At 61.3% G+C, this 21,757-nt stretch carries 9 protein-coding genes; 5 read left to right on the plus strand and 4 right to left on the minus strand.

Annotated elements, in window-relative coordinates:
- Positions 1 to 51: 51 nt before the first annotated feature.
- Complete coding sequence (locus C2U70_RS01550; protein ID WP_140976103.1) at positions 52 to 7,572, minus strand: SpvB/TcaC N-terminal domain-containing protein; 7,521 nt, start codon at positions 7,570 to 7,572, stop codon at positions 52 to 54.
- Positions 7,573 to 8,197: 625 nt separating this feature from the next.
- Here C2U70_RS01550 and C2U70_RS01555 point away from each other — a divergent pair.
- The 5 genes from C2U70_RS01555 to C2U70_RS01575 all read left to right on the plus strand — a co-directional run bounded on the left by C2U70_RS01555 (position 8,198) and on the right by C2U70_RS01575 (position 19,455).
- Positions 8,198 to 10,915, plus strand: a complete 2,718-nt coding sequence (locus C2U70_RS01555; RefSeq protein ID WP_140976104.1) for a DUF2235 domain-containing protein — start codon at positions 8,198 to 8,200, stop codon at positions 10,913 to 10,915.
- A gap of 20 nt (positions 10,916 to 10,935) precedes the next feature.
- The gene (locus tag C2U70_RS01560; protein ID WP_140976105.1) at positions 10,936 to 13,689 is read left to right on the plus strand and encodes a patatin-like phospholipase family protein; all 2,754 of its coding nucleotides are present in this window, start codon (positions 10,936 to 10,938) and stop codon (positions 13,687 to 13,689) included.
- Between the two features lie 85 nt (positions 13,690 to 13,774).
- The gene (locus tag C2U70_RS01565) at positions 13,775 to 14,707 is read left to right on the plus strand and encodes a hypothetical protein (RefSeq protein ID WP_140976106.1); all 933 of its coding nucleotides are present in this window, start codon (positions 13,775 to 13,777) and stop codon (positions 14,705 to 14,707) included.
- Between the two features lie 13 nt (positions 14,708 to 14,720).
- Positions 14,721 to 15,488: a hypothetical protein gene (locus C2U70_RS01570; protein WP_140976107.1), complete on the plus strand. Its 768-nt coding sequence runs from the start codon at positions 14,721 to 14,723 to the stop codon at positions 15,486 to 15,488.
- Positions 15,489 to 15,996: 508 nt separating this feature from the next.
- Positions 15,997 to 19,455, plus strand: a complete 3,459-nt coding sequence (locus C2U70_RS01575; protein WP_186293997.1) for a P-loop NTPase fold protein — start codon at positions 15,997 to 15,999, stop codon at positions 19,453 to 19,455.
- 618 nt (positions 19,456 to 20,073) lie between these two features.
- On the opposite strand, the gene C2U70_RS01580 is transcribed toward C2U70_RS01575, so the two are convergent.
- The 3 genes from C2U70_RS01580 to C2U70_RS01590 form a co-directional block, all read right to left on the minus strand.
- Positions 20,074 to 20,721: a helix-turn-helix domain-containing protein gene (locus tag C2U70_RS01580; RefSeq protein ID WP_186293998.1), complete on the minus strand. Its 648-nt coding sequence runs from the start codon at positions 20,719 to 20,721 to the stop codon at positions 20,074 to 20,076.
- A 10-nt stretch (positions 20,722 to 20,731) separates the two neighbouring features.
- Positions 20,732 to 20,956 carry a helix-turn-helix transcriptional regulator gene (locus C2U70_RS01585; protein WP_140976110.1) on the minus strand — a complete coding sequence of 75 codons (225 nt, stop codon included), beginning with the start codon at positions 20,954 to 20,956 and terminating at the stop codon, positions 20,732 to 20,734.
- 104 nt (positions 20,957 to 21,060) lie between these two features.
- The gene (locus tag C2U70_RS01590) at positions 21,061 to 21,753 is read right to left on the minus strand and encodes a hypothetical protein (RefSeq protein ID WP_140976111.1); all 693 of its coding nucleotides are present in this window, start codon (positions 21,751 to 21,753) and stop codon (positions 21,061 to 21,063) included.
- Positions 21,754 to 21,757 lie beyond the last annotated feature (4 nt).

A 21,757-nucleotide genomic window follows, 5' to 3' on the forward strand; every position in this document is an offset into this window, starting at 1 on the left:
TGTTTTTACCCGAGAAGCTAGATCTTACAATCGCGATCCTGCAAAGACGTTTCACTTCAAAGGAAGTCTGGGGGGCTGGGTGCGACCAAAAGGAGGAAGCGGTGGTGCTTGGCCGCCGGTTCTGAACGCAGCCGCTTCTCCCCAAGTGAGTGAGGGGCCGAATCGACCTGTCGGGAAAATCATCTCTATCGGCAACGAAGCCCCGAGCTGATGAATATTTGCAGGAACCTGCGGGATTCCCAACTTAAGCGCAACTGCGGGCCGCGTGTTATCGATCGTGAGAGGCCCCTCAGGCGTTGACACTACGTCAATTGGACCTCCCACATATCCCCCGGCCTTCTCCATTGTTTCTTGCAATGCAGCGGCTCTACCTCTTCCTCCTGCCGTTGTCTGAGACCAACGCAGCGAATCCGGCCCAAGCGATCCCGGCTGGGATTGAGCCGTAACATAATAGCTGTAACCCATACTTGCCCACCCAGTTGCCGCACTAATCCATGCGATAGTTTTTTCCGGCGTGCTTAGAGGTCGTCCACTCTCAAAGTCGCCTGTCAGGAAATTGCCAATGTGACTCCCTGAGCTTTTCTCTGTCGCTACTTCTACCGTGCTGACGCCGGTCTCGTAGCTTCCAGCTAACCCTAGAGTGGCCAATACCGGGGCGCTCGCAATTCCCAATTTCCCCGCCTGAGCCAGAGCGCCAAGTCCCGCAGTTCCCAGTGTTATAGCCGTTGTCGGCGCCAATTCTGGCGTCCAAAGCACTGAGAGCAGGCCTCCCGCCCATCCTTTCGTCTGCTTCCAAGCGCCCGAGAAGCCTCCCTCTTTCTCTCCTTCAACAACAAGGTCTGCATAATATTGGGTTGCAAATACGGCTGCCTCTGTTCCCGGGATCAACGAAGTCTTGGCTGGCTCTTCCGTAGCAGTTAACCCGGTCTGATCAGCAAATCTAAGCGGGTTTCCGTGCGCATACGCGAATCTGTTGGGCCCATCCGCCACGTCACTTGGATCCGCCGATATCCATCGCCCCAGCCACGGTGCGTAGTAGCGTGCGCCGTGATAGCTCAACCCGGTCGACTCATCGCGCTCCTTTGCCGTGAAGCGATAGCGGCGCGCGGCCGCGCCCGATGTCGGGGCATGATAACTGGTGCCGCCATAGGGATAGTATTCTTCGCGCGCGAGGAGTTCGCCGCTGGCTTGGTCGACCTCGATGCAGCACGAGCCGAGATGGTCCGGGATCTGCAACCGCACCTGCGCGTTGGCGCCGCCGGCATGGTCGACGATCGCCAGAATCCCGTTGCCGTCGCGGATCACCGAGGAATTTTTCGCCGAGCCGGTCGAGAAGAATTCGAACTGGCCAAGATAATACCGCGTCCCGCGCGGCTCCGATTTGGCCACGCGCTCGCCGGCGGCGTCATAGGCAAAGCGGCTGTCGTCGCCGCCGCGCCGGGTCAGGACGAGGCGGTCGCGGTAGTCCCATCGTAGATCGGTGAGATGAGCCATGCGAACGACGTTGCCGTGGGCGTCGTAGTCGAGGGTTTCCAGCTCGGTGTTGCCGATCGTGACGCTGCGCAGGCGGTTGTTGACCACCTCGACGTTGAAGCTGCGTGTCCAACTGCCGGGGCCCGCGACGTGACGCTGGCGGACCATGTTGCCGACGGGATCATATTGATAGGTTTCGCGGTAATTGCGGAACGCGTGCTGGTCGTGCGCATGGGCGCAAAGGTCGTAAGGGAAGCCATTCGGCTGCTCGTTCCAGGTCCCCGACGTGCGACTGCAATGCTCGCGCCCGCGTGCGGTGACAAGCCGATAGAGCGAGTCGTAGCTGAACGTGCGAAGCGGATCGACACGCTGACCTGCATTGAACACGACCTCGATACTGCGGTCGAAGATGTGGGTGATGTTGCCGACAGGATCGAAGACGTGACGGATATTCTGAAAATCGCCGGCGCGCTGGCTGTGCAGCCGTCCCGTGAGCGGATCGAACACATATTGCAGGCCCGGTCCCGCGCCGCCATGCCGGAGCGACAGGCGCTGGCCGGACGCACGATAGGTGATGCCCGTGACAACCGTGCCGCCCGGAGAGGACGTCACTTCGATCAGTTGCCCCGAGACGGAATACTTCCGGGCAATCCTCGATCCATCGCTTACCGACTCGACCGGACGCGATTGCGCGTCGAACTCGTCCTGACGCGTCTCGGTCCTGGCGGGCTGGCCGGGCAGTACGGTTGTGCGTTCGGTTCGGGTGGGCGATCCATGCCAGTCGTAGCTTGCAATCGTCGATGATCCCCCCTCGTCGTTCTGTCGATACAGACGTCCTCTGAGGTAGTTGGCTGCGCCGTCGGCGACGCTCTCTCCGTAGGCGTAGGATTCGCGGGTGCGTTCGCTGCCTGCTTCGCGCACGGTGACCCTTAGCAGCCGTCGCAGGCTGTCGTATTCATGCACGATGCGACGCTGCATCGCGTCCCATTCGACCACGGTTTTGCCGTCAACGGCCGTGAGCAGTATTCGGCATCCGCTGTCCATGCTGTGGGAGCGCCAGGGCAACCCGATCATCGAGTAGTCCCAGCGCATCACCGCACGCTCCATGGTGTCGATAACGGCGCGCAAATTGCCCTCGACGTCGTATTCTGATCGCGTGCAGATGAATTCGTCCCGCGCTTCTGCATCGCGGCGATGATGCACCACGGAGAGGAACTGCCGCCCGAGCGGATCGAGGAATATGCGCGACGGCGTGGCCGCGTGCACTGCGGTCTGCAAGGCGCACTCGCGTTCGTGTCGTTGCCTCGCCTCGTCGTCCGGCCACGACGCCTGGTTCAGATCTCGGTCGACGCGTTGCTGATACCAGCTAGGCAGCACGTCGCCGGCCGGCAGCTTGCGGAAGAACCCGTGAACATCCGCATCGTGGAGCGGATCCAGCAGCACGGTGTCGTTGGCGTCCCAGGTCTCTTCACCCCAGGGATGGTGAGTCTGCTTCTCGTAGCTGTGGCCAACCGGCGCGGTCGGCGCCACGGCGCCCGAGGCTCGGAACGTCCGGTGCGGCGTCAGCTTCGTGCGCACCCGCTGCAACGCGTCGTAGAATGTCGTGTGCGAGGCGCCTTCGAGCCGGCCGGGCTCAAAGCCGTGGGTCGCCGCGAAGAAAGCCTCGTACTGGCGGACGATCTGGTTCTTGTTGTCGTGGATCTGCCAGCCGGAACCGATCCAGCGAGCGGCGCTTGTGTTCGCGGGATCGTGGATGGGATCGAGCGGACCGGCATTGGTCAGTTGCTTGGTCTGGGCGACTTCGCCAAAGCCGTTGGAGTAGGCGAAAGCGATCTCGATCGTCGCGCCTTTATTTTGTGAGATGTGAAACTGCCGCGCGACTGTCGCGGCCCAAACCGGCTGCATGCGGGACATCGTTTGGCCGGCCGTGACCGCGATCGGCCGCTGCAGATCGCAGGCGGCGAACATGTCATGGACAAAGCGCGAGGTGGCGCTTCCTATCGAGGCAGGTACTCCGGAGCCGGGCTGCGCCAGAGCCAAGGGCGTGTCGAAGAATTTCGCGATGTCAGCCGCCGCGAGATTGACGCTGATGCCCCCCAGACTATCGCCGGTCGGGCGATGCTGGTTACCGCGCAGGGCTGTCGCAGCCACCATTCCGCGGAGGTCGAATCGCACCTCGGCTACCAAGCCGTTGGGATCGGTGATCTGCCGGGGTCGAAGCAGGCGGTAGTCGTTCCTGATCTGGGTCTCGTTTCCGACGGGATCGACGATGCGTTCCGGCATCAGGACGCCGATGCCGAATTCCTGGATGGTCTTTTTGTAGAACGCGTCGAAATGCGTAACGGGAACGAAAAATGCCTTGGGGTCGTATTGCTGAAACGGCGAGGGCGCCCACCAGCTTTCACTATCAGCGTCATCCGGCCAGGCTGCGGCCGGAAAAAGGGACGAGGACACCACGTCGCGGCGCCGCTGGTAGCCCGCACTGAGCAGGCGATCGGCACCGACGGGCTCCCGGGCCTCGTCGGCCAGTCTCTGAATCATCTCTGGCGTAGATGCGAGCTTGAAACTCTGATGGGCGAGAGCCGGCAGCGCGAGGCTGCCGAGCGGCAAGGCCTTGTCTTGCGCTGCGTTCCAGTAGTGCAAGCGGTTGTGCTCGATCCGCCGGCGCGTCGCGCTGCCGTCTTCAACGGACTGGTAGGGGAAATCGACAATTGCGACCGTCGTATCCAGTGCGCTTGCGTCGACCGGCCGATAGAAGCCCTTCGGACCCGTGGGAGGAACGCCCGTGATCTCCCAGTCGATGCTTTCGGCGGGCAGTGCCGCCTGATGATCGAGCGGGTTGGCGAGCGGGTCGGCGACGCCGTTCGTGTAGCGTTTGCGTGAGTAGGTGAGGGACGTGCGGCTCTGGATCTTCCGTGCTTCGTCGTTGAGGAAAGCAAGATCCCGAATCAGGCCCGCCGCCCGTCGTCCGTAGGCGGCGTGCGCGGACTGCAACACGTTGCCCCACTCGTCCGTTTCCAGCGTGAACAGGTGCTGGACGCGCGGATCATCCGGCCGCTGCTCGTAGCTGTAGTCGATCTGCTGCGCTGGATTGACCTGGAAGACGGCATGGCGATTGCCGGCCGTCGGCTGGCAGCGACGAACGGAATAGCTGCGTTCCGAAACGGTGTAGGGCCACGCGCCGGGCAGCACCCCTCCGTCCTCTTCGCCGGAGTAGAGTTCCTGCCGCAGCACCGAACCGCGCAGTGCCAGGATCGCGTCGCGCGTCTCGGCCTCATTCAGTTCAGGCACGGCGGTGTCGGGCAGCAGAAGCGCCTCGGGATCGGCGTCGAAATATTCCATCGCCAGCCGTTCGTTCAGTGTCTCGTCCTTTAACGTTGCCCCGGTGTGAAACCACGTGCGGGTGACAGTCGGAGGAAGCTCGAAGGCGGCGTTTGCGCCGAACTTGGGTGATGGCGCGCGATCGGCCGTGGCTTCGTATCGCACCGCATCTCGCTGTTCGACATGCGCGAAGCCGCAGAACTCGCGTTCCTGTCCGTCGTAGTGACCGTGCCTGTAGCGATAGCTGTTGGTCAGGATCTTGCCGGTGACGAGATCATGATATTCGACGCGTTCGATGACCTGCACGGGGAAGCCGAGGTTGGTGATCCACGGTCTGCTATTGTCTCGGTCCTCGATGCAGAACTGTGCCGACGTCGTATAGCGGAAGTGCGTTTCGCCGCCGAGGTTGTTGGTGTAGCGAACGAGCAGATGCGGTTTTTGCGATCCGCGCGTATCGGCGGAAACGCCGGGATCGGACGACTGGCCTCCGACGAAATGCAGATAGCGAAGCGGTGCCGACGGGTCGGGACTGCCCGGCGCGAACACCAGGCAGGAGGTGCCGTTGGCAAGCAAATCCACGACCGATACCGCGCCGGGGTCGTCGACCGGCGGAAACGGGATCGTGACGGCGCGGCTGAAGCCATTGCCCGACTGGTTGCGCCAGCAGCGCAGTCCGTCGGCGCCAAGGTAGATAAGATCGGTCGAGCCGGAGCCATCGACGTCGACCAGCCGGATGCGGCTGGCGCTGAACAGTTCCGACCGGTCGAATACGACGTGCTCGCTGGTTTCGCTCCCGTCCGCTTCGCGAATGGTGAGGGGGGTGCGCGCTCCAAAGCGTCCTGCGCCGAGGTTCGGCCAGTAGCAGATTTCGCCGTTGCGGATCCGAACGAGGTCTGTCAGGCCATCGCCTGACATGTCTGCCAGATACACTGTGTTTTTTCGATCGGCGAACAACAGGCGCGGCCCGTTCTTTTCCTCGCTCGCCCAGCTCAAACGCTCCGGGGGAGCGAAGCCGTTTTCGCCGAGCGAACGCTGCCAGACATAAGCTCCTTGTTCAGACCACACGAGGTCGGAAAGTCCGTCGCCGTCCAGGTCGAAGAGGCGCACGTTCGGATCGTCGGGATCGAGCGCCGGACTGTGGGCGAAGGGGACGAATTGATCCCACTTGTAGTCGGCCGTGCGTTCGCGAAAACCGGCGGCAGGCCGACCGAACTCAACGGCCTCGAGTTGGCCGTCACCGCCGAGGTCGAGCAGCGCAACCGAGCCGCTACTTCGTGACGTCGTTGCGCCCGATAGCGGGGCTGGATAGCCGACCGGCTGCGGCGCGCTGAACCGCCCACCGCCGCTGTTGCGCGCGTATAGCCAGGTGCCGTCGGGCGACCGGAACAGGGCGCCCGGGGCTCCCTCGGCGTCGAGATCGATCCAGGAATAGTGGGGTCTGTCCAGCGCAGCGCGTAATGCCGGCAGGGCGTCGGGCGCGAGCCTCTCAACGCGCGCCTTAGCAAGGTCCGGCACGCCGGCATAGGCAAACTGCAGGGGTGGAAATGCCTTGCCAGTAACCCCGTCCCAGGCCACCTGGGTGACCGCCGCGAGCTTGCTGAGGTAAGGATTCTCTTCGTAGGTCAGCTCAAGCGAGCGAGTGAGCCCCTCATAGGCGTCTGACAGATGGTGATATGAGAGAATTCGCCGGCACAGCCGGCGAGTCCGGATGGCAAATCCGCTTCGATAGGACGTAAAGCTGTCCTGCCGGAAACGGCCTGCCGCCGGCAGGACGCAGCGGTCCTTGTCGACCGGCCGTTCCACGAGCGTGAGGATATCGGCGATGCTCTTCGAGGGATCGCCGATCGCATCGCCATAGTCGAACTTCAGTTCGAACAACCAGGCACTATGCTGCGAAACGGCAGGAAACGCCGCCGTCAACCAACCGTGACGATTGTAGGGCGTAGCGTTTCCGTATTTAACGGAGACGAGGTAGCGCGGCGATGCAAAGGGCGGACTGACACGTCCGTCGTCGTCGGCTGCGTATCCGTAGAGAACTGCGTTGCCGCGATCATCGAAAGAGCGCTCCAGCTGCCACTGAAATATTTTTTGCGTATCGTCGGCGGCGCCAGGGGCACGAAGCTGCGAGGCTGCTGAAAAGCCATACAGGCTGGTGACGTTCGACCGGCTGATGATCCGCCAGAAGCTATGCGGGCACGATCGCCTGCCGTTCTCACCGGGCACGATCCTGCGCCACCACTCGATGCGGCTGCGTGTGTTGTCCACGCGCGGTAGGTAGGGACGCACCTCGTAATATTCGGATGCAGGAGGTGACGAAATGAGTTCACCGTCGAGGGAGTAATACCGCAAGACCGCCGCACCTGCGCCATCGACTAGGCGAACAAGCTCGTCCGAACCTGCAGCCATGAAGCGGTCGGAGTCGATCTCGTCCTCGTAACGCGGAATTCCCTTGTCCGTCCTTCGGGAAATTGCGGGGGCTGCAACGTTCCAGCCGATGCCAAACGGACCATTGCCCGAGCCGGATTCGTAGTTCAGCGAGAGCTCTGGGACGACACCCCCGCGTACTGCATCGATGCCAAGAGGCACCGAAAGCCGTGCGGTTCCGCGATAGGCATCCACGCTGGCCTTTTCATCAATGCTACGAATAGCCCCGCCGCCCTTGGGAAGGTTGGCCGCAAAGCTCCGGCTTTGAGTTGCTGCCTCGGCAGATAGGGGCGTCGGTCCGGAGGCTTGTCTTGCTCCGCTCGCAACAGGGTGAGGTGGGAATGCATTGGACATCGGCTGTTACCTGAGCCGCGAGCGGCAATCTCTCATTCAATTCGTCTACCAAGCAATCGAGAACATCTGGAATCGTTATGAAGCCGCCAATCGAAGGATCTATTGAGTTTACGTGCTACTCTGCTTTCGGCAGTACTAGCCCCGTCATTTTGGTGCCGTCCACCGACCGAGTGGGCCGCGCTCAAACATCCTAATCCCATCAGGTTCTACCAAGGCGTGTACAAAAGCAATCTCTATTCGAACCGGCGCGGGCCCAAACCGTCATGGCCATTGACTTCGTCAATGAGCAACGGGCCACAAGCTACGTTTGTGGCGAGTGTCGATGCGGTCTCGCCCTTCTCGTCCTCCAAAGTTCGGTTGACCTTCCGCGACACTGACCTAGGAAATATCGGAAGGTGCTCGTGAAGCAGGGCATTCCGGGCAACGATCCGGGTCGATCAACGACGGAGTGTCGCGGCACCTGGACCTAACCGGCGAGGGCGTTATGGAGTGTCGCATTCGCCCAGCCTACAGCACATCTTACGCGAGTAAAAATTTTCAGTTACACTATCCCCAGCGCGGTCGAGGTTGAGGGGCGCCTAGCTGTTTTTCGCGTTGGCGCCGTGGGTGACGGAGTGGGGGCTTGATGACGGACATCGCAGCCGGGTCGCCGGTGCTGCCGCTAGGGCGGAAGTTCGTGATCTTCGCCGACGGCACCGGCAACGCATTCAGCACTCAAGAATCGAACGTCTGGCGCCTCTATGACGCGCTCGATCGCACCAAGACGGACCAGGTCGCGTACTACATCAAGGGCGTCGGCACCGCCGGTTGGAAACCGTTCACCCTATTCGACGGCGTAACGGGCGTTGGCGTGCCGTCGAACGTGCGCACTCTCTACCGCTTTCTCTCCTGGAATTGGCAGCCGGGTGACCACATCTACATATTCGGTTTCAGTCGCGGCGCCTTCACCGCGCGCACGCTCGCTGGCATGATCGCCGCGCAGGGGCTGATGCCGGCTGTGATAGACGGCAAGAGCGTCTCGCATGCCGACATGGCGCGTAACACGAAGGCCGCCTGGCGCGCCTATCGCAGCGCCAGCGTGACATGGCGCAACGTTTGGCCGACGGTCACTCTCGCCCGGGTCGTCCGCGACGTGTTGCTGTGGATATGGCAGGAGACCGGCGGCCAGCTGCTCGGTCACCAGCGTTACAGCGATGTGCTCGACAAACGGAAGGAGCAGGACGACAAGCTCACCGACGGCGGCGCCAATTCCGAGAGCCGGCGCGATAATGTTCACATCGAGTTTCTCGGCCTGTTCGACACGGTCGAGGCGTTTGGCGTGCCGATCGAGGAGCTGCGCGTCGCGATCGACTATGTGATCTGGCCAATCTCGTTCCGTAATGGCAAACCGAGCCCGAAGGTCAAGCGGGTTCGGCACGCGCTGTCGCTCGACGACGAGCGCGAGACCTTTCATCCACTGCGGTTCGAGCGCGAGGTTATCAAGGACCAGGACGGCAAGGAGTCCATCAGCCCAGCAGAGCAGGAGCGCATCAAGGAGGTTTGGTTCGCCGGCGTGCATTCCGACGTCGGCGGCGGCTACCCGGACGGCAATTTGTCGTATGTGCCGATGACGTGGATGGCAAGCCAGGTCGAGGGTCAGCTGCGCTTTCAGGACGGGCGCATCGATTATTTCCGCGCCTATCAGTCGGCGATCGGTCCGGTGCACGACTCGCGCGCGGGCGCGGCTGTGTTCTATCGCTACAGCCCGCGCGGTATCGCAAGCGACTTGAAGGATGGTGGGCCGCCGGTGCTGCATCACAGCGTCGTGCAGCGCATGCTCAAGGGCTGCGACAACTATGCGCCGGTGACGCTGCCGGCGAAGTCGCTGGTCTGGCTCCCCGGACCGACCGGCGCAACGGCGGAATTGATCTTGCCACCGGAGAAGCGCGCGCGGGTCCGCTGGCAGCCGGCTGCCAATGCGGCGCAAGCGCGGCGCGACAATGCTGCGGCCGGCGAGGCCGCGATCGACCAGTTGCCGCCGCCCAGCGAGACGATCGTCGAACGGACTCTCGATACGGTGTGGTGGCGGCGCGTTTCCTATTTCTGGCTGCTCGCGCTCGCCGCGGTGGCCCTGGCCTGGCCGGTTCTCGCGCCGAAACTTGTGGCCGTACTGCGCGGCCTCGCCGTTCTGGCGGGACTTGGAGGGGTCTTTGGACAGCTCGAGGAGGGCAACGATCGGTCCGTTCGCGTTCTCGCGGTGCCCTTCGATCTGTTGCAGGCTTTCCTGCCTTCGGCAGCCGCCGCGTGGCTCGAGACGGCACGCACCTATCCGTTGCTTACGCTCTTGCTCGCCACCTTCATCTTTTTTGCCTATCGATGGTCGACGTCGCTGCGTGACAGGATCCGCGAGCGCGCGCGACTTGCTTGGTATCACCCGGAGCGCATTGTCGCGGGCAAAGAGCGCGAAACGCGCGAGGCAGTGCGGGAGCATGCCGGCCGACGCAGCTTCGCGCGCGAGATGCGCAACTGCCGTCTCGCGAACGGGCTGGCGATGCTCGTATCGACCTGGGTCTTTCCGGGGGTGCTGCTTACCGCTCTTTTCGGCTCCGTATTCATCGCTGGCAACCGCTCATTGTTCGACTGGTACGCCGGACGCAACACCCCGATGTGCGCGACCGCGGGTGAATTCGTAGTCGACGAAACGCCGAAGCGAGCCGGCAAACTGTTCGAAACGAGCGCGATGTGCTGGGGTAGCGGGCTTTGGATCGAGAAAGGCCGCCAGTACCGCCTATCGATGAAAGTCGTGGAGCCATGGTTCGACCGCACGACCATGTCGGGCACGAACGGCTTCACGACGCCGCTTTTCACCTCCCACGGCTGGGGCCTCGCTAGCCGCCGCTGGTATCACGCGGACTGGTTCCAACCGATTGCCCGTGTCGGCAAGTGGGGCACCTCCGAATGGCCGTTGGTTGCCAATAACAAGCGACCGGCCGATGAACTGCCGCGCAAGGCCGCGCCGGCGCTGACGCAGGAGCTGCCGTCCAGGTTTGCCTACGCCCCCACCCCCGACATGGTCGCGAAGAACAGCAACAAGGACTGCCGGCTGATCCCGACGGACAAGATTGATGCGTCGAAAATGGACGACGCGATGCAGGAGTGGAACGAGCAGAACCTCGCGCGCGAGCTCGTTACCGATTTTATTGCGCCGGAGTCGGGCGAGCTGTTCCTCTACGTAAACGACGCGATCCAAATCGTGCCGCTGCTCGGGCCCTACGGCTGCTACTACGCCAATAACCGCGGCACCGCTGAGGTCGCCCTGCAGCGCCTACCGCTGCCGCCGATGCCTCCAGCGGCGGCCAACTGAGCACCACGGGGCCGGACAACATGAGCGGGAATATCAAGGACACCGGAGACGTGTTGCTCGAGGAGCTGGAGTATGTGCGCTATCGCCGTTCCGGTGTCATCGTTCCGGCGCCGCATTACCCGGCCGACGCCGCGGTAAAAATTGATCGCTATCACAGGCAGGTCGAGGATCTCGCTACGCCGCTTGCGGCGCTGTGCCTTTCGGGTGGCGGGGTCCGCAGCGCTGCCTTCGCGCTCGGCATCACGCAGGGCCTGGCGAAGCGGCAAATTCTGGAAAAGTTCGACTACCTGTCGACTGTGTCCGGCGGCGGCTATGTTGGCGGTTTCCTCGCTGCCTGGATCCAGCGCCATGGATTCGACGACGTGCAGGGCCAGCTCAGCGGCGACGAACCGATGCGGACGAATTCGCCGCTGCGGCACCTGCGCAACTACAGTAACTACCTGACGCCGCGCACCGGGCTATTCTCGGCCGACCGGTTGACGATGGGCGTGATCTATGTCCGCAATCTGCTGCTCAACTGGATGGTGCTGCTGCCGGTGGTTATGCTGGTCGTCGCAGCGGTGAAGCTGATCGCGGTCGGCGCATGGAATGCTCCACCGGAATGGCATCCTACCATCGCCATCATTGCGGTCGCCTTCATGGGCATGTCGTTCGTCGATTCAGTCGGGCAGCGGCCGGGTCCGCACGGCGACATGGCCGAGTCGGGCCTGTTCAACTTCTACGCTTTCGAGATCATTCCGATGCTGATCGGCGCGACGTTGATCACCGTCGCAGCCATCGGTTTCGTTCTTCCGCCGAACATCCCGAACGCGCCTGCGAACTCTCCTGTCCCCCTCAGCATCGTCCCCTATCTCGCCGGCATCAGCGCCGTCACCGGGCTGCTTGCCTGCCTGATCGCGCTGTATTTTTCGAGCTTCGCGCGCCAGGCTGGCGATGCGCCCCCGATCGGGCCGCGGCGGCTCGCGATCGTCACCAGTGCCATCGTGCTGAGCTGGGCGGTGGGTGCGGCCCTAATCGGACTTGCCATTTTCGGCGGCGACCGGCTGCACGACCTACCGTCGCCGCTTACGCCGCGGCACATTTTCATCGTCGCAGGACCTCCGGTCGTCATGCTCACCCTCTTCCTCGGCGAAGTCATCTATGTGGCGTTGACCCATATGACAGACTGGAGCGACGGCGAACGCGAGTGGCTGGCGCGCGCGGCCGGTCATCATCTGCTGGCGGCAACGGCTTGGCTCCTGCTATTTGGCCTCGTGCTGCTCGGATCGCTGATCGTCTTCGACTTTGTGGAGCACCCAACGAGGTTGCAACTGGCAGGCCTCGCTGGCGTGGGCAGCCTTGCCGGCGCAACTACCGCGCTGCTCGGTTGGGCGAAATCGACGACGGCGACGATCAAGGAGAACGTCAAGTCGTGGATAGAGCTGCCGCGCGACCTGGTGATGGCCTTAGCGACTACGGTGTTCACGGTCAGCCTGTTTGTGCTGACGTCGGTCGCGCTCGACTGGGACATCCACGACGGCAAGGCGCTCGTTCCCGCTCACACCGACACCGGCTTGACCTGGATCGTAACCGGCCTAGCTGCAACGATTGCCTTTGCGACGTCGTACATTGTCGACATTAATCGCTTCTCGATGCACGGGGTCTATCGCAATCGCCTGATCCGGACATTCCTCGGCGCCTCGCATGATCCGCGACAGGCCAACGAACTGACCGACTTCGACCGCAACGACGATCTCGGCCTTGCAACGATCTGGCCCGGGACGGGGCAGATGGAGCCGGCGCCGGAGACAACGCCGGGTCAGCGCCCGCCCATGCTTGTGGTCAACATGGCGCTGAACGTCGTCGGCAGCTCGCAACTCGCCTGGCAGGAACGGAAGGCGGTGTCGTTCACGGCAACGCCTCTCGCGGTCGGCACCGGTGACCTACCATCGACGGGGCACTCGGGGGCCTTGCCGACCGGCTATTTTCGTAACGCCGGAGACTATGGTGGCGGCATCACGCTCGGCAGCGCGATGACGGTTTCCGGCGCCGCCGTCAGCCCGAATATGGGCTACAGTTCGTCGCCCGCCTACAGCATCCTGATGACGCTCTTCAACGTCCGTCTCGGCGCGTGGTATGGAAATCCAGGACCGATGGGCGACAAGAGCCACCGCAATCCGGGGCCGCTGGTGTCGGTGATCCCGCTGATCTCTGAAGCGCTCGGGATCACCACTGCAGATCGGCGTTACGTCTACCTGTCGGACGGCGGCCACTTCGACAATCTCGGTATCTACGAAATGTTGCGCCGGCGCTGTCGGCTGATCGTCGTCAGCGACGGCGGCGAGGATAGCAAGATGACGTTCGAGGATCTCGGCAACGCGCTGCGACGGGCAGAGATCGACCTTGGCGTCACGGTTCGCTTCGAGTCGTTCAACATCGCCGCCACGCTGACCGACACCACCTCGACCTGCGCCGTGGCCACCATCACCTATCACCGGCCGGAGCGCACCACTGGCAAGCTACTCTATATCAAGCCGAGCCGCGACGATCGCGCACCCCTGTCGGTGCGCAGCTATGCGCTGTTGCACGAGAAATTTCCGCACGAACCGACGACGGACCAGTTCTTCGGGGAGACCCAGTTTGAGGCTTACCGCGCGCTCGGCGAGCACGTCATCGACACGATCGCGCCGACCGCCACCGATGGCAGCGTCGGCGGTTTCATCGCTGCGGTCGAGAAGGCGGCGAAACAGCGTGCGGCGAAGCAGAAGAAGGCGGGAAACCGGGAACGTCAATGAATGCTGAGCACTATCCTTCTAAACTTTCAGGCGCGAATATGAGTTCGTGCACCTTGCGATTGACCGAGGTCAGGAGCCGTTCGATATGAATTTTGCTCGTCTATTGCGGATACCGATGATTTTTGCCACGTGGCTCGGGGCTCTTGCTCCGGCGGCCGCACAGGTCCCCAGCTGGAACGACGACCAGACGGTCTGCACCGGGCTCAGCGCTACGCGCGGGTTGTTCCTGCTCTACCCGGCCCACATTGCGGCCACGCCGGGCGAAGCCGGCCGACTCGGGGACGGTCGGCGCTATTATCGCGTCAACGGCGCAGCCCTGACATATCACCCCGAAGCGCGCTTGTTCATGATCGGCGGAAAGGTACTGGCGGGCCGGGAAGAAGTCTGGAGCGTGCGCACCGAAACCATCGAGGAGCCCCGGGTGGACATCGGGAGCCGGATCGAGGCCAACACGGTCAAACTCTGGCGGCCCGGGATCGCAACCGAGTGCTCAGGCGGCAAGGCGCTACTGCAGTTTGGTGGTGGTCGTTGGCTCAACAGTCGCAGGGTCAGCATGCGCGAATATGCCCAGAATCATGCCGATGACATTTCGCGCAACCCGCTGGGAACGAACATAAGCGATCGTCTGCACCTCGACCTGAAGGATGGCGGCGCCGACTGCGTCGGAAGCAACAGCGATGCCGTCACTGGCGGACAGCGCTGGAAGACTTACGGTTTCGAGAGGTTGCCCGACGACATGGAGGTGCTGCGGACCGTGTTCGGCGCTGACGCCGAGAGGCGGCGCCAGAAGAAGGATGCGGAGACACGCGGCTCCTATACGACTGAATTCGCTATCGTTTCGGCAGGGGACGGTGCGGCGCCGGCTTGCTTCGGCTTCAGCGTCCCGACCCAGGATTCCTTGTCGTTCAGGACTTGGCAACCCTATCGGACCATGATCAGGTTGTGGCGCGTGAGCAAGAATGGCGATCGCACGCCCATGGTACGGACCGTCACCTGGAAGACCTCTTCGGACCGTTAAACGGGAGCTATCGATGCCGAACAGCACTATGTCCGCAGCTGTGCTTGCCAGCGAGGCGATCGAGGCGGAGGCCGAGCCGTCCAGCCTGCTGCTCGCGCGCTTTCCTGGCCGCGCGATGCTAGGTGACCGCCGCATCGAACGTGGACTAGCCGCGCTGATCTGGCTGTCGCTGCCGTTCCTGCTGCATCTGATGCGCGTGCACCCCGGCGGATACGGCAAGCTACTCGGAGAATATCCAGAATACTTCTTTCTCGCCGCCGTCGCCGCTCTCTTGGCCGTCTTCGGACTGTTTGTTCTGACTCGAACGTTCGTGAGCTACGGGTATGACAAATCGCCGCTGCAGTCCTTGACGCACCGAGTGATGATGACATCGATTGTGTCAGCGTTTTCAGTCACGGTAATCCTGTTGTCGCTGTCGTTTCTGCTTGCTGAGAAGCTCCAGTCCGGCCAGACCGAGAACCATGCGATCGATTCAATCAGTCTGCTATTGCGGAGCCTTGACTTGAAGGGAGACCAGTACGAGATCGTAGCCAGCGCTGCGCATGCCCTAGTTGCAGCACTGCTCATCAACCTTGGTGTCAGCGCGCTGGCCCAATGGCTGAAAACGAAGCCGGTACAGACAAGTTACGCCTCGGCTCGCAATAGCGGTAAGGCAGTAGTCGCCAAGGCGCCTGAACCACTTCTCGCTTTCGTCGTACCATTCGCATGGCTGACGCTAATCGTCATCCTATGGCTCACGACGCTGTCGTCGGGCTGGCTACTTTCTTGGGCGCAGCGCTGATATTGCTAGATGCGCACTTTCTCTTCCGTTGGACCATCCCAATCAATGTAGCGCAATAGTGTGCCGAACTTAAGGAGGGTCGCGATAATGAATTGTCTTAGTGATCACTTGTTGTCGACTGTCAACGTGTCAACCTTGTCAACCCAGCTTCCGCCCTCTGCGGCTGGTGATTTTCTGGGGCGCGTTTGTGCCGTAGGGGGTGGCGTACTCGGAGGGACCCGCATCTCCCTCAAACCGCGAGACTTCGGTTGGGGCTAACAAGCGATAGGTCCTGAACTCAATCCGCAGTCTGCTAATCGCCCGGAAGCAGATTCTTTGCGAGGCCGATCACGCACCATTTGCAGACTCATTTTCCGCACATTCAGGCTTTCCGCCTGAGTTTCTGAACGCCTCGATGATCGCGGGGCGGCGGGTGTTGTGCTGCCGCGGCCCTTCGCTCCGTTGCGCAATTGACCGGCTCTTCGCGACGCTGGGGCGTAGCACAGGTCACGATTGTGAATTAAATTACATGCAGCCGACCGTTGACGTGTCGCCGGGGCACGGTTTCACCTGCCTCGACCTTGAATGCCGGCACGAGGGCGATGCAATGCAAGAACTCGCAAGTAACCTCCATGACCAGATGGCGGACCTTGAACGGGAGATCGCAGCGCTCGAGGCTGCCCGAAATAAGCCGCATGTGACATCCGTCTCATCAAGCGCGTCGCCGTCCGAGGGGCCTGGATGGTCAAAGACGTCGCGGCAGATCGAATTGGAAAGTCAACTCTCAGAATTGCGCCGGAGGGTCGATCGACGCACAGGAAAGGCGAAGAACGAGAGCGAATCCGATTTCGACGAACAAGCGGGTAGCAGAGAGCAGCATGCTGCTGGTGAAGAACCAGACACGCTGCAGGAGACCAGCACGATCGGTCAGAACGGTATCGCTCCTCTGGCGGATCCGCTGGCGCCGGCACGAGACCGTGGCGCTGCTCTACAGGACATTCTCGCGTTCACCTGGCCTGGAAGCGCCGTGCCCTATGTTTCGGCAAACCTTGGACGGCTGCTTCGGATTGCTGCGACCCGGCTCGACCACGATCGGATTTTGCGGCCACGTCAGGTATTCGATGCGCTGCTGCACCGGCAGATTGGGCAAGGTATGACGAGCAGGCCGAGCGTATTCCTGCCGCGGATAGTGCGCGAATATTCCAGTGCAACGCCCACTCAGCTTGGGCAGTTCGATTTCCCGTCCGAAACGACAATTGATGCGAGTGCGAGCAACGTGATCGTTGGTCCGGAACTCGTAGCCATTCTCCTTCGTATGTCCTTGCTGCGCGAAAAGACAAATGTCTCGTACCTTGAAGGCGGCGTGCGGCACTTCCTCGCCGGACTCGTCCTTGAAGAGATAGGGCGTGTGGCCAGCGATGCCGCTGGACTGAACTTTATCAGTTGGCGCGATACATTGACGCGGATTATTCAGGACGAAATTAAGAATTACGTAGACTTGGGCGACAAGCTCGAATCCTGGGGCCCGATCTTAGACGAGATGCGGCAGGTAAGCCTGCCCTCCCAAGCCGCTGGCGAAACCCATGCGTTTGCGAATGATCGGACTGAGGCCGACTTGCTCAACACCGGGAGCGATGCGGCGGCGCTTGCCGATCTGTTACTGCTCGATGACCTCAAGCCGCCGGTCGCGGTCGGAGTGTTCGGTCCTTGGGGGTCGGGAAAGAGTACGCTTATCCGCCTACTAAAGGATCAAATTGCCGCGCGCACGTCGCCGGAACCGAATGTGCCGGCGGCGCCGAAGGTGGTGCAGATTAACTTCGACGCTTGGAGTCATGCCGATGCCGAAAACCTCTGGGCTTCCCTTACAGCAGAGCTGTTCGATCAGCTTGCCGATGCCATCGACGGCCGCGCACCGGACGGTAAGCTTAGGACCGGCCTGATCACAGAGATTGCCAAGCGACTGCGCAGGGACGCCGAAGCTTCGCCGCTGGTAGAGGGCGCTATCGAACTTCAGCGTGAGGCTATACAGGCGGCCGAGACAAAGCTCGCAGGCCTCGAGCACGAGCCAGTGGCAGCGACCGTGGCGGGCGAGATGGCCAAAGAACTCATCACAAAAGCAACCCCGAAGGAACTCAGCGATAAAGACAAAAGGGACCCGAACAAGAGGCGCGAAGCCGAAAAGGCCGAAGCCCACAAGAAGCGTCTCGACGAGTTATTGCAGGCGTGCGGTGTACCGACCGGCGAGCGCGATCCGGAAAAGCTTGCGTCGCTCCTGTCGGGGTTGTTCGATCTGCCGAGCCGCGCCGGGCTACTCTTCGTGCTGCTGCGCCGCAGTCTCAGCCGGGGCATCATCTATGGGCTCACTGCAGCCCTCGCCGTTCTTACGATCGGAGTCGGCGGAGCCATCTGGTATCTCGGCTGGGGACGTTTCCCGGAGATTTGGACCTACATCGTTAGTGCCTTTCCATCCGTTGCCGTGCTCGGAACGCTGATCGGCACGGCTGCGATCGCGATCCGCACGGCGACGCCGATCCTCTCGCTCGCCGCCGAATTCCTCGCCCGCAAGGAGAAGCGAGCTGCCGAGCTAAACAAGGAGCGGCGCGAAGCATCAGAGTTGGTCAAGAAGGAACGCGAGAAGCTCGACGCCATGATCGCCGAGCAGAAGAAGGCGACGGAGTTCGCGGCCTCTTACAGCCTCGCGGCCGAGGGTCGGTCTCGCGAAGGTCTGCTGCGCTACTTCATTACCTATTCGCCGGAGCTTGCCGAGGTGCGCAAGAAGCTTGGGCTTCTCGCGACGGTCAGGCGGTGCTTCGAAACCCTCGAGCAGATCATGCACGAGAAGCGTGCGGCAGCGCCGGCGGAGGTCAAACCCGCCGAAGGCAACTCCAAGCCCGCAGCAGACAAAGTAGCCGATCTCACCCACGTTCCCGAGGTGCGACGCATCATCGTCTATATCGACGATCTTGACCGCTGCTCCGAGCAGCACGTTGTGCAGGTCCTGCAGGCAATCCACCTTCTCCTTGCCTTTGACCTTTTCGTCGTAGTCGTTGCCGTCGATGCCCGCTGGCTGCATCGCGCTGTCGGCAAGGTCTACAGCGGCCAGCTTGCGGTGCCCGGGCAACCGGGTGATGCCGACCAACCGGTACAGCTCGCTGGCGCAACTGTCGCCGACTACCTTGAAAAGATTTTTCAGCTGCCGATCTGGATGCAGTCCATCAGCAATCCCGGAATGGTCGAGACATTCGTTAGCGGCATCGATAGACCGGAGGAAGAGCCCACAGACTCTGCGGGGCAAGCCGCCGGTGACAAAGGCGGGCAGCAGGGCCATGACAAGATGGTGCCGATCGACGTGGCGCCCGATCCCACGCTATTTCAAACCGCGGCGCAACGACGAGCCACGATGTCAAAATTCGAGCGGCGAGCGCTGGCGGCCATGGCGCCGCTCGCAGGGAAGTCACCGCGCGGGCTGAAGCGCCTTGTCAATACCTACCGCCTAATCCGCGTGATGCGTGGGCCCACGGGCATTGCGGATTTGGAGGCGGGCGGCGCCGGCAAGACACCGCTCTATCCGTATTTGCTTTTTGCTCTCGCCTGCGAGGTCGGGCTCACAACGGAAACCGCGGCGCTGGTCGCCGAAATAGCTGGACAGAACCTGCCGACCGATGGCCTCCATCCGCTCGTGGCTTGTCTCCTTCCTAACCAAGAACTCGTCAAGGAAAGTCTAGATGATGCCCAGATCCGGTTACGTGAGCGCCTCAACGATGAAGGCATGCGAGCCGCCGTCCTCACCGCATTGCGCGCCGTCTACGTGGCCGCCGCCGGCCGCGACCCGTCGGAGACGCGCGTGACTAACACCGGCCCGGATATTTCCGCGAATGCGCTTCAAATAGAGGATGAAATCTTTGTGGACCGCAAGACCGGCAGCGAGCGCTTCGCTCAGGCTTTCGCCGAAGCGGCCCGCTTTACGTTCCGTCCACGCAATCGCTGACCTGTCCGAGGTGACGAACTAACAACTGTTCTCGGTGATAATGTGACCGCAAGCGGGATGACGAGCTTCTTCCGCACGGGGACTTTTTGTGACGGCCTTACCTAGAATTTGGAGATGAGAAGCAGTTCCCCCATTCGCCCTCGGCCTCGATTGGCATCGACAAGGAAGCCTCCCGCATCTCTGCGCCGACATCGCGGCCGTGGGCTTCAGTTAAAACCCTCCCGCAGCACGAGAGATAACTAAAATGGTACCGGTTCGTCCCAGAGCTTCCCAAGCCAGACATCATGTCTGCCGACGAATATCTCAACGCATTTATACACTGCGATCGCAAGAATGATCTCGCGCGGAATCAAGATACGTTCGCTACGAAAAATCCGAGACCGCAACTGACTGATCGCAATTGCGCCCTTATCGAACTCGCCGTTCACCGATAATCTTTCCACCCATGTCATCGCGATGCGGCAGCGCCGTTCGCGTACTTGCGACGCGGCGGGTTCGGCCAGGGCCGCCGCATCGGCTGGCTTTGGGAAGACATAGACTTCCGCGCTCAGACGTGGATAGTTAGTATCTCGCTGCGTCGAGCGCTTTCGACAATATCTCGTCAAACTCGGTCATTCTTCAGTTCTCTTGATGCTGCGCCGCGGTCAGCTCAGCGGCGGCTATGTCGGTTCGCGAAAGACTTCCATCCTTTGCCCGCCTGCAAAGCCGTTCGACGGCACGGGGATCAATCTCGTTCAGCTTTTCAAGCACGTCGATCATGCGCGGCCCAAATCGCCCTATGATCTCTGCTTCGAATTTGCCTTGATCAGGGAACGGCGTTCCTTGCCTTCCTCCGCCAAGCCGACTTGAGAAGGTTTTAGGGTGTTTAGTTAAGTAGGATTGGCGGACAGTTTTGTCCCCTCCGGTGAGACGTTCTTGTCTCTCCACGAGGACAGTTTTGTCTGCATCATTGCCTTCGGTTTGCGTAGGCACAGGGGCTCGTCCTGGCGGCCATATCAAGCGATATCGATTAGAATGCTCCCTCCTTCGCTCCACCGCGAGCCATCCCAGCCTTTCCAACTGCCCGACCGCTCTCTGAATCGATTTGTTTGACAGGCAGACTTTCCCGGCCAGCCGAGCGAGGGATGGCCAAGCGAACCCAGCCACTGAATTTTGATGATCAGCGATGAGATAGGCGACCCGGAAGGCGGTCGAGCTGATTTCGCACTCAAGACTGATGGCATTAAGCCACTGCATTTTCTCGCGGTTGAAAGCCCGTACGTCCATTGGTCCGACCTCACTCGGCGGAGCCGCCGTCGGACGTCGAGCGTCGCCGGCGAGAGCCCATCCACGCATCGAGATCCCCCGATGCATACCTGACTGAACGCCCCACCTTGATCGCAGGAGGGCCGTCGCCCGAGACAAAGAGCTTCGCAAGGGTGCTCTCGCCAAGCCGCAAGTATGCAGCAGCCTCTTTTCTAGTTAGCCATCGCGATTGTTCGTATCGATTATCGACGTTCAATTGCTTTCCCCCAATTGCAAACGCCGGATCAATGCCGGCATTTGCTTTCTACAGGAGGAAAGCAGAGAGCTGTTCAGACAACTGCGGACATGTCTCGCATTGTCTTATTGTCCGTACCGATTATTGACCTCCGTGTAGTGGCGCTGAAGGCCCTTCCGAATAGAACTGTCCGCAGAATTGAGCTGCCGTGTATTTTCCAAGTAATTAATGAGCAGACCAAAGACGTGGTCGAACCCCTCCGGCTCGGGACTGTAGAGGTACTTTCCACCTTCGATCGCTCTGAGGAGTTTGGCGTATTTTCTATCAAGCGGAGGATCGTTTTTCCTCTTGGCGAACCCAGCAGGAAACGCCTCCCGCACCTCGGATTCAAAAAAGACAATTTGGCTCAGCACCCTGTGGAACTCAGGCTCATTTCCTTCAATGCCCGGCACTGGCTTATTGGCCGGCTGGCTTAAGTCTTTGAGCGTTTCCGCGCGGTAAGCTTTGCTAGAGCGGACAATGAACTGGGGAATATAATCCACCTTTTTCTCAATGCGCCGGCCATCTCTATCTGCGGGGACAAACTCAAACTCGGTCCATGTCCACTTTTCGATGAGCTGCACGGGGCCGGCATCGAGGGAACCGTATCCTACAAGTTCGCCGCGGAGTAGAGCGGCTTCCAGCCGATTCGCGCTTTCAAGTGTTGACGACCAGCCGTCTCGTTTTGCGTCCTCAATTTGCTTGAACTCGATCCACCATAAAGCCTCATCCAATTGGGCGAACGGTGGTTGGACAAGATGAAAATCGGTTTCATCCATGGCA

Source organism: Bradyrhizobium guangdongense, assembly GCF_006483445.1.
In the GTDB taxonomy this organism is placed as follows: domain Bacteria; phylum Pseudomonadota; class Alphaproteobacteria; order Rhizobiales; family Xanthobacteraceae; genus Bradyrhizobium; species Bradyrhizobium guangdongense_A.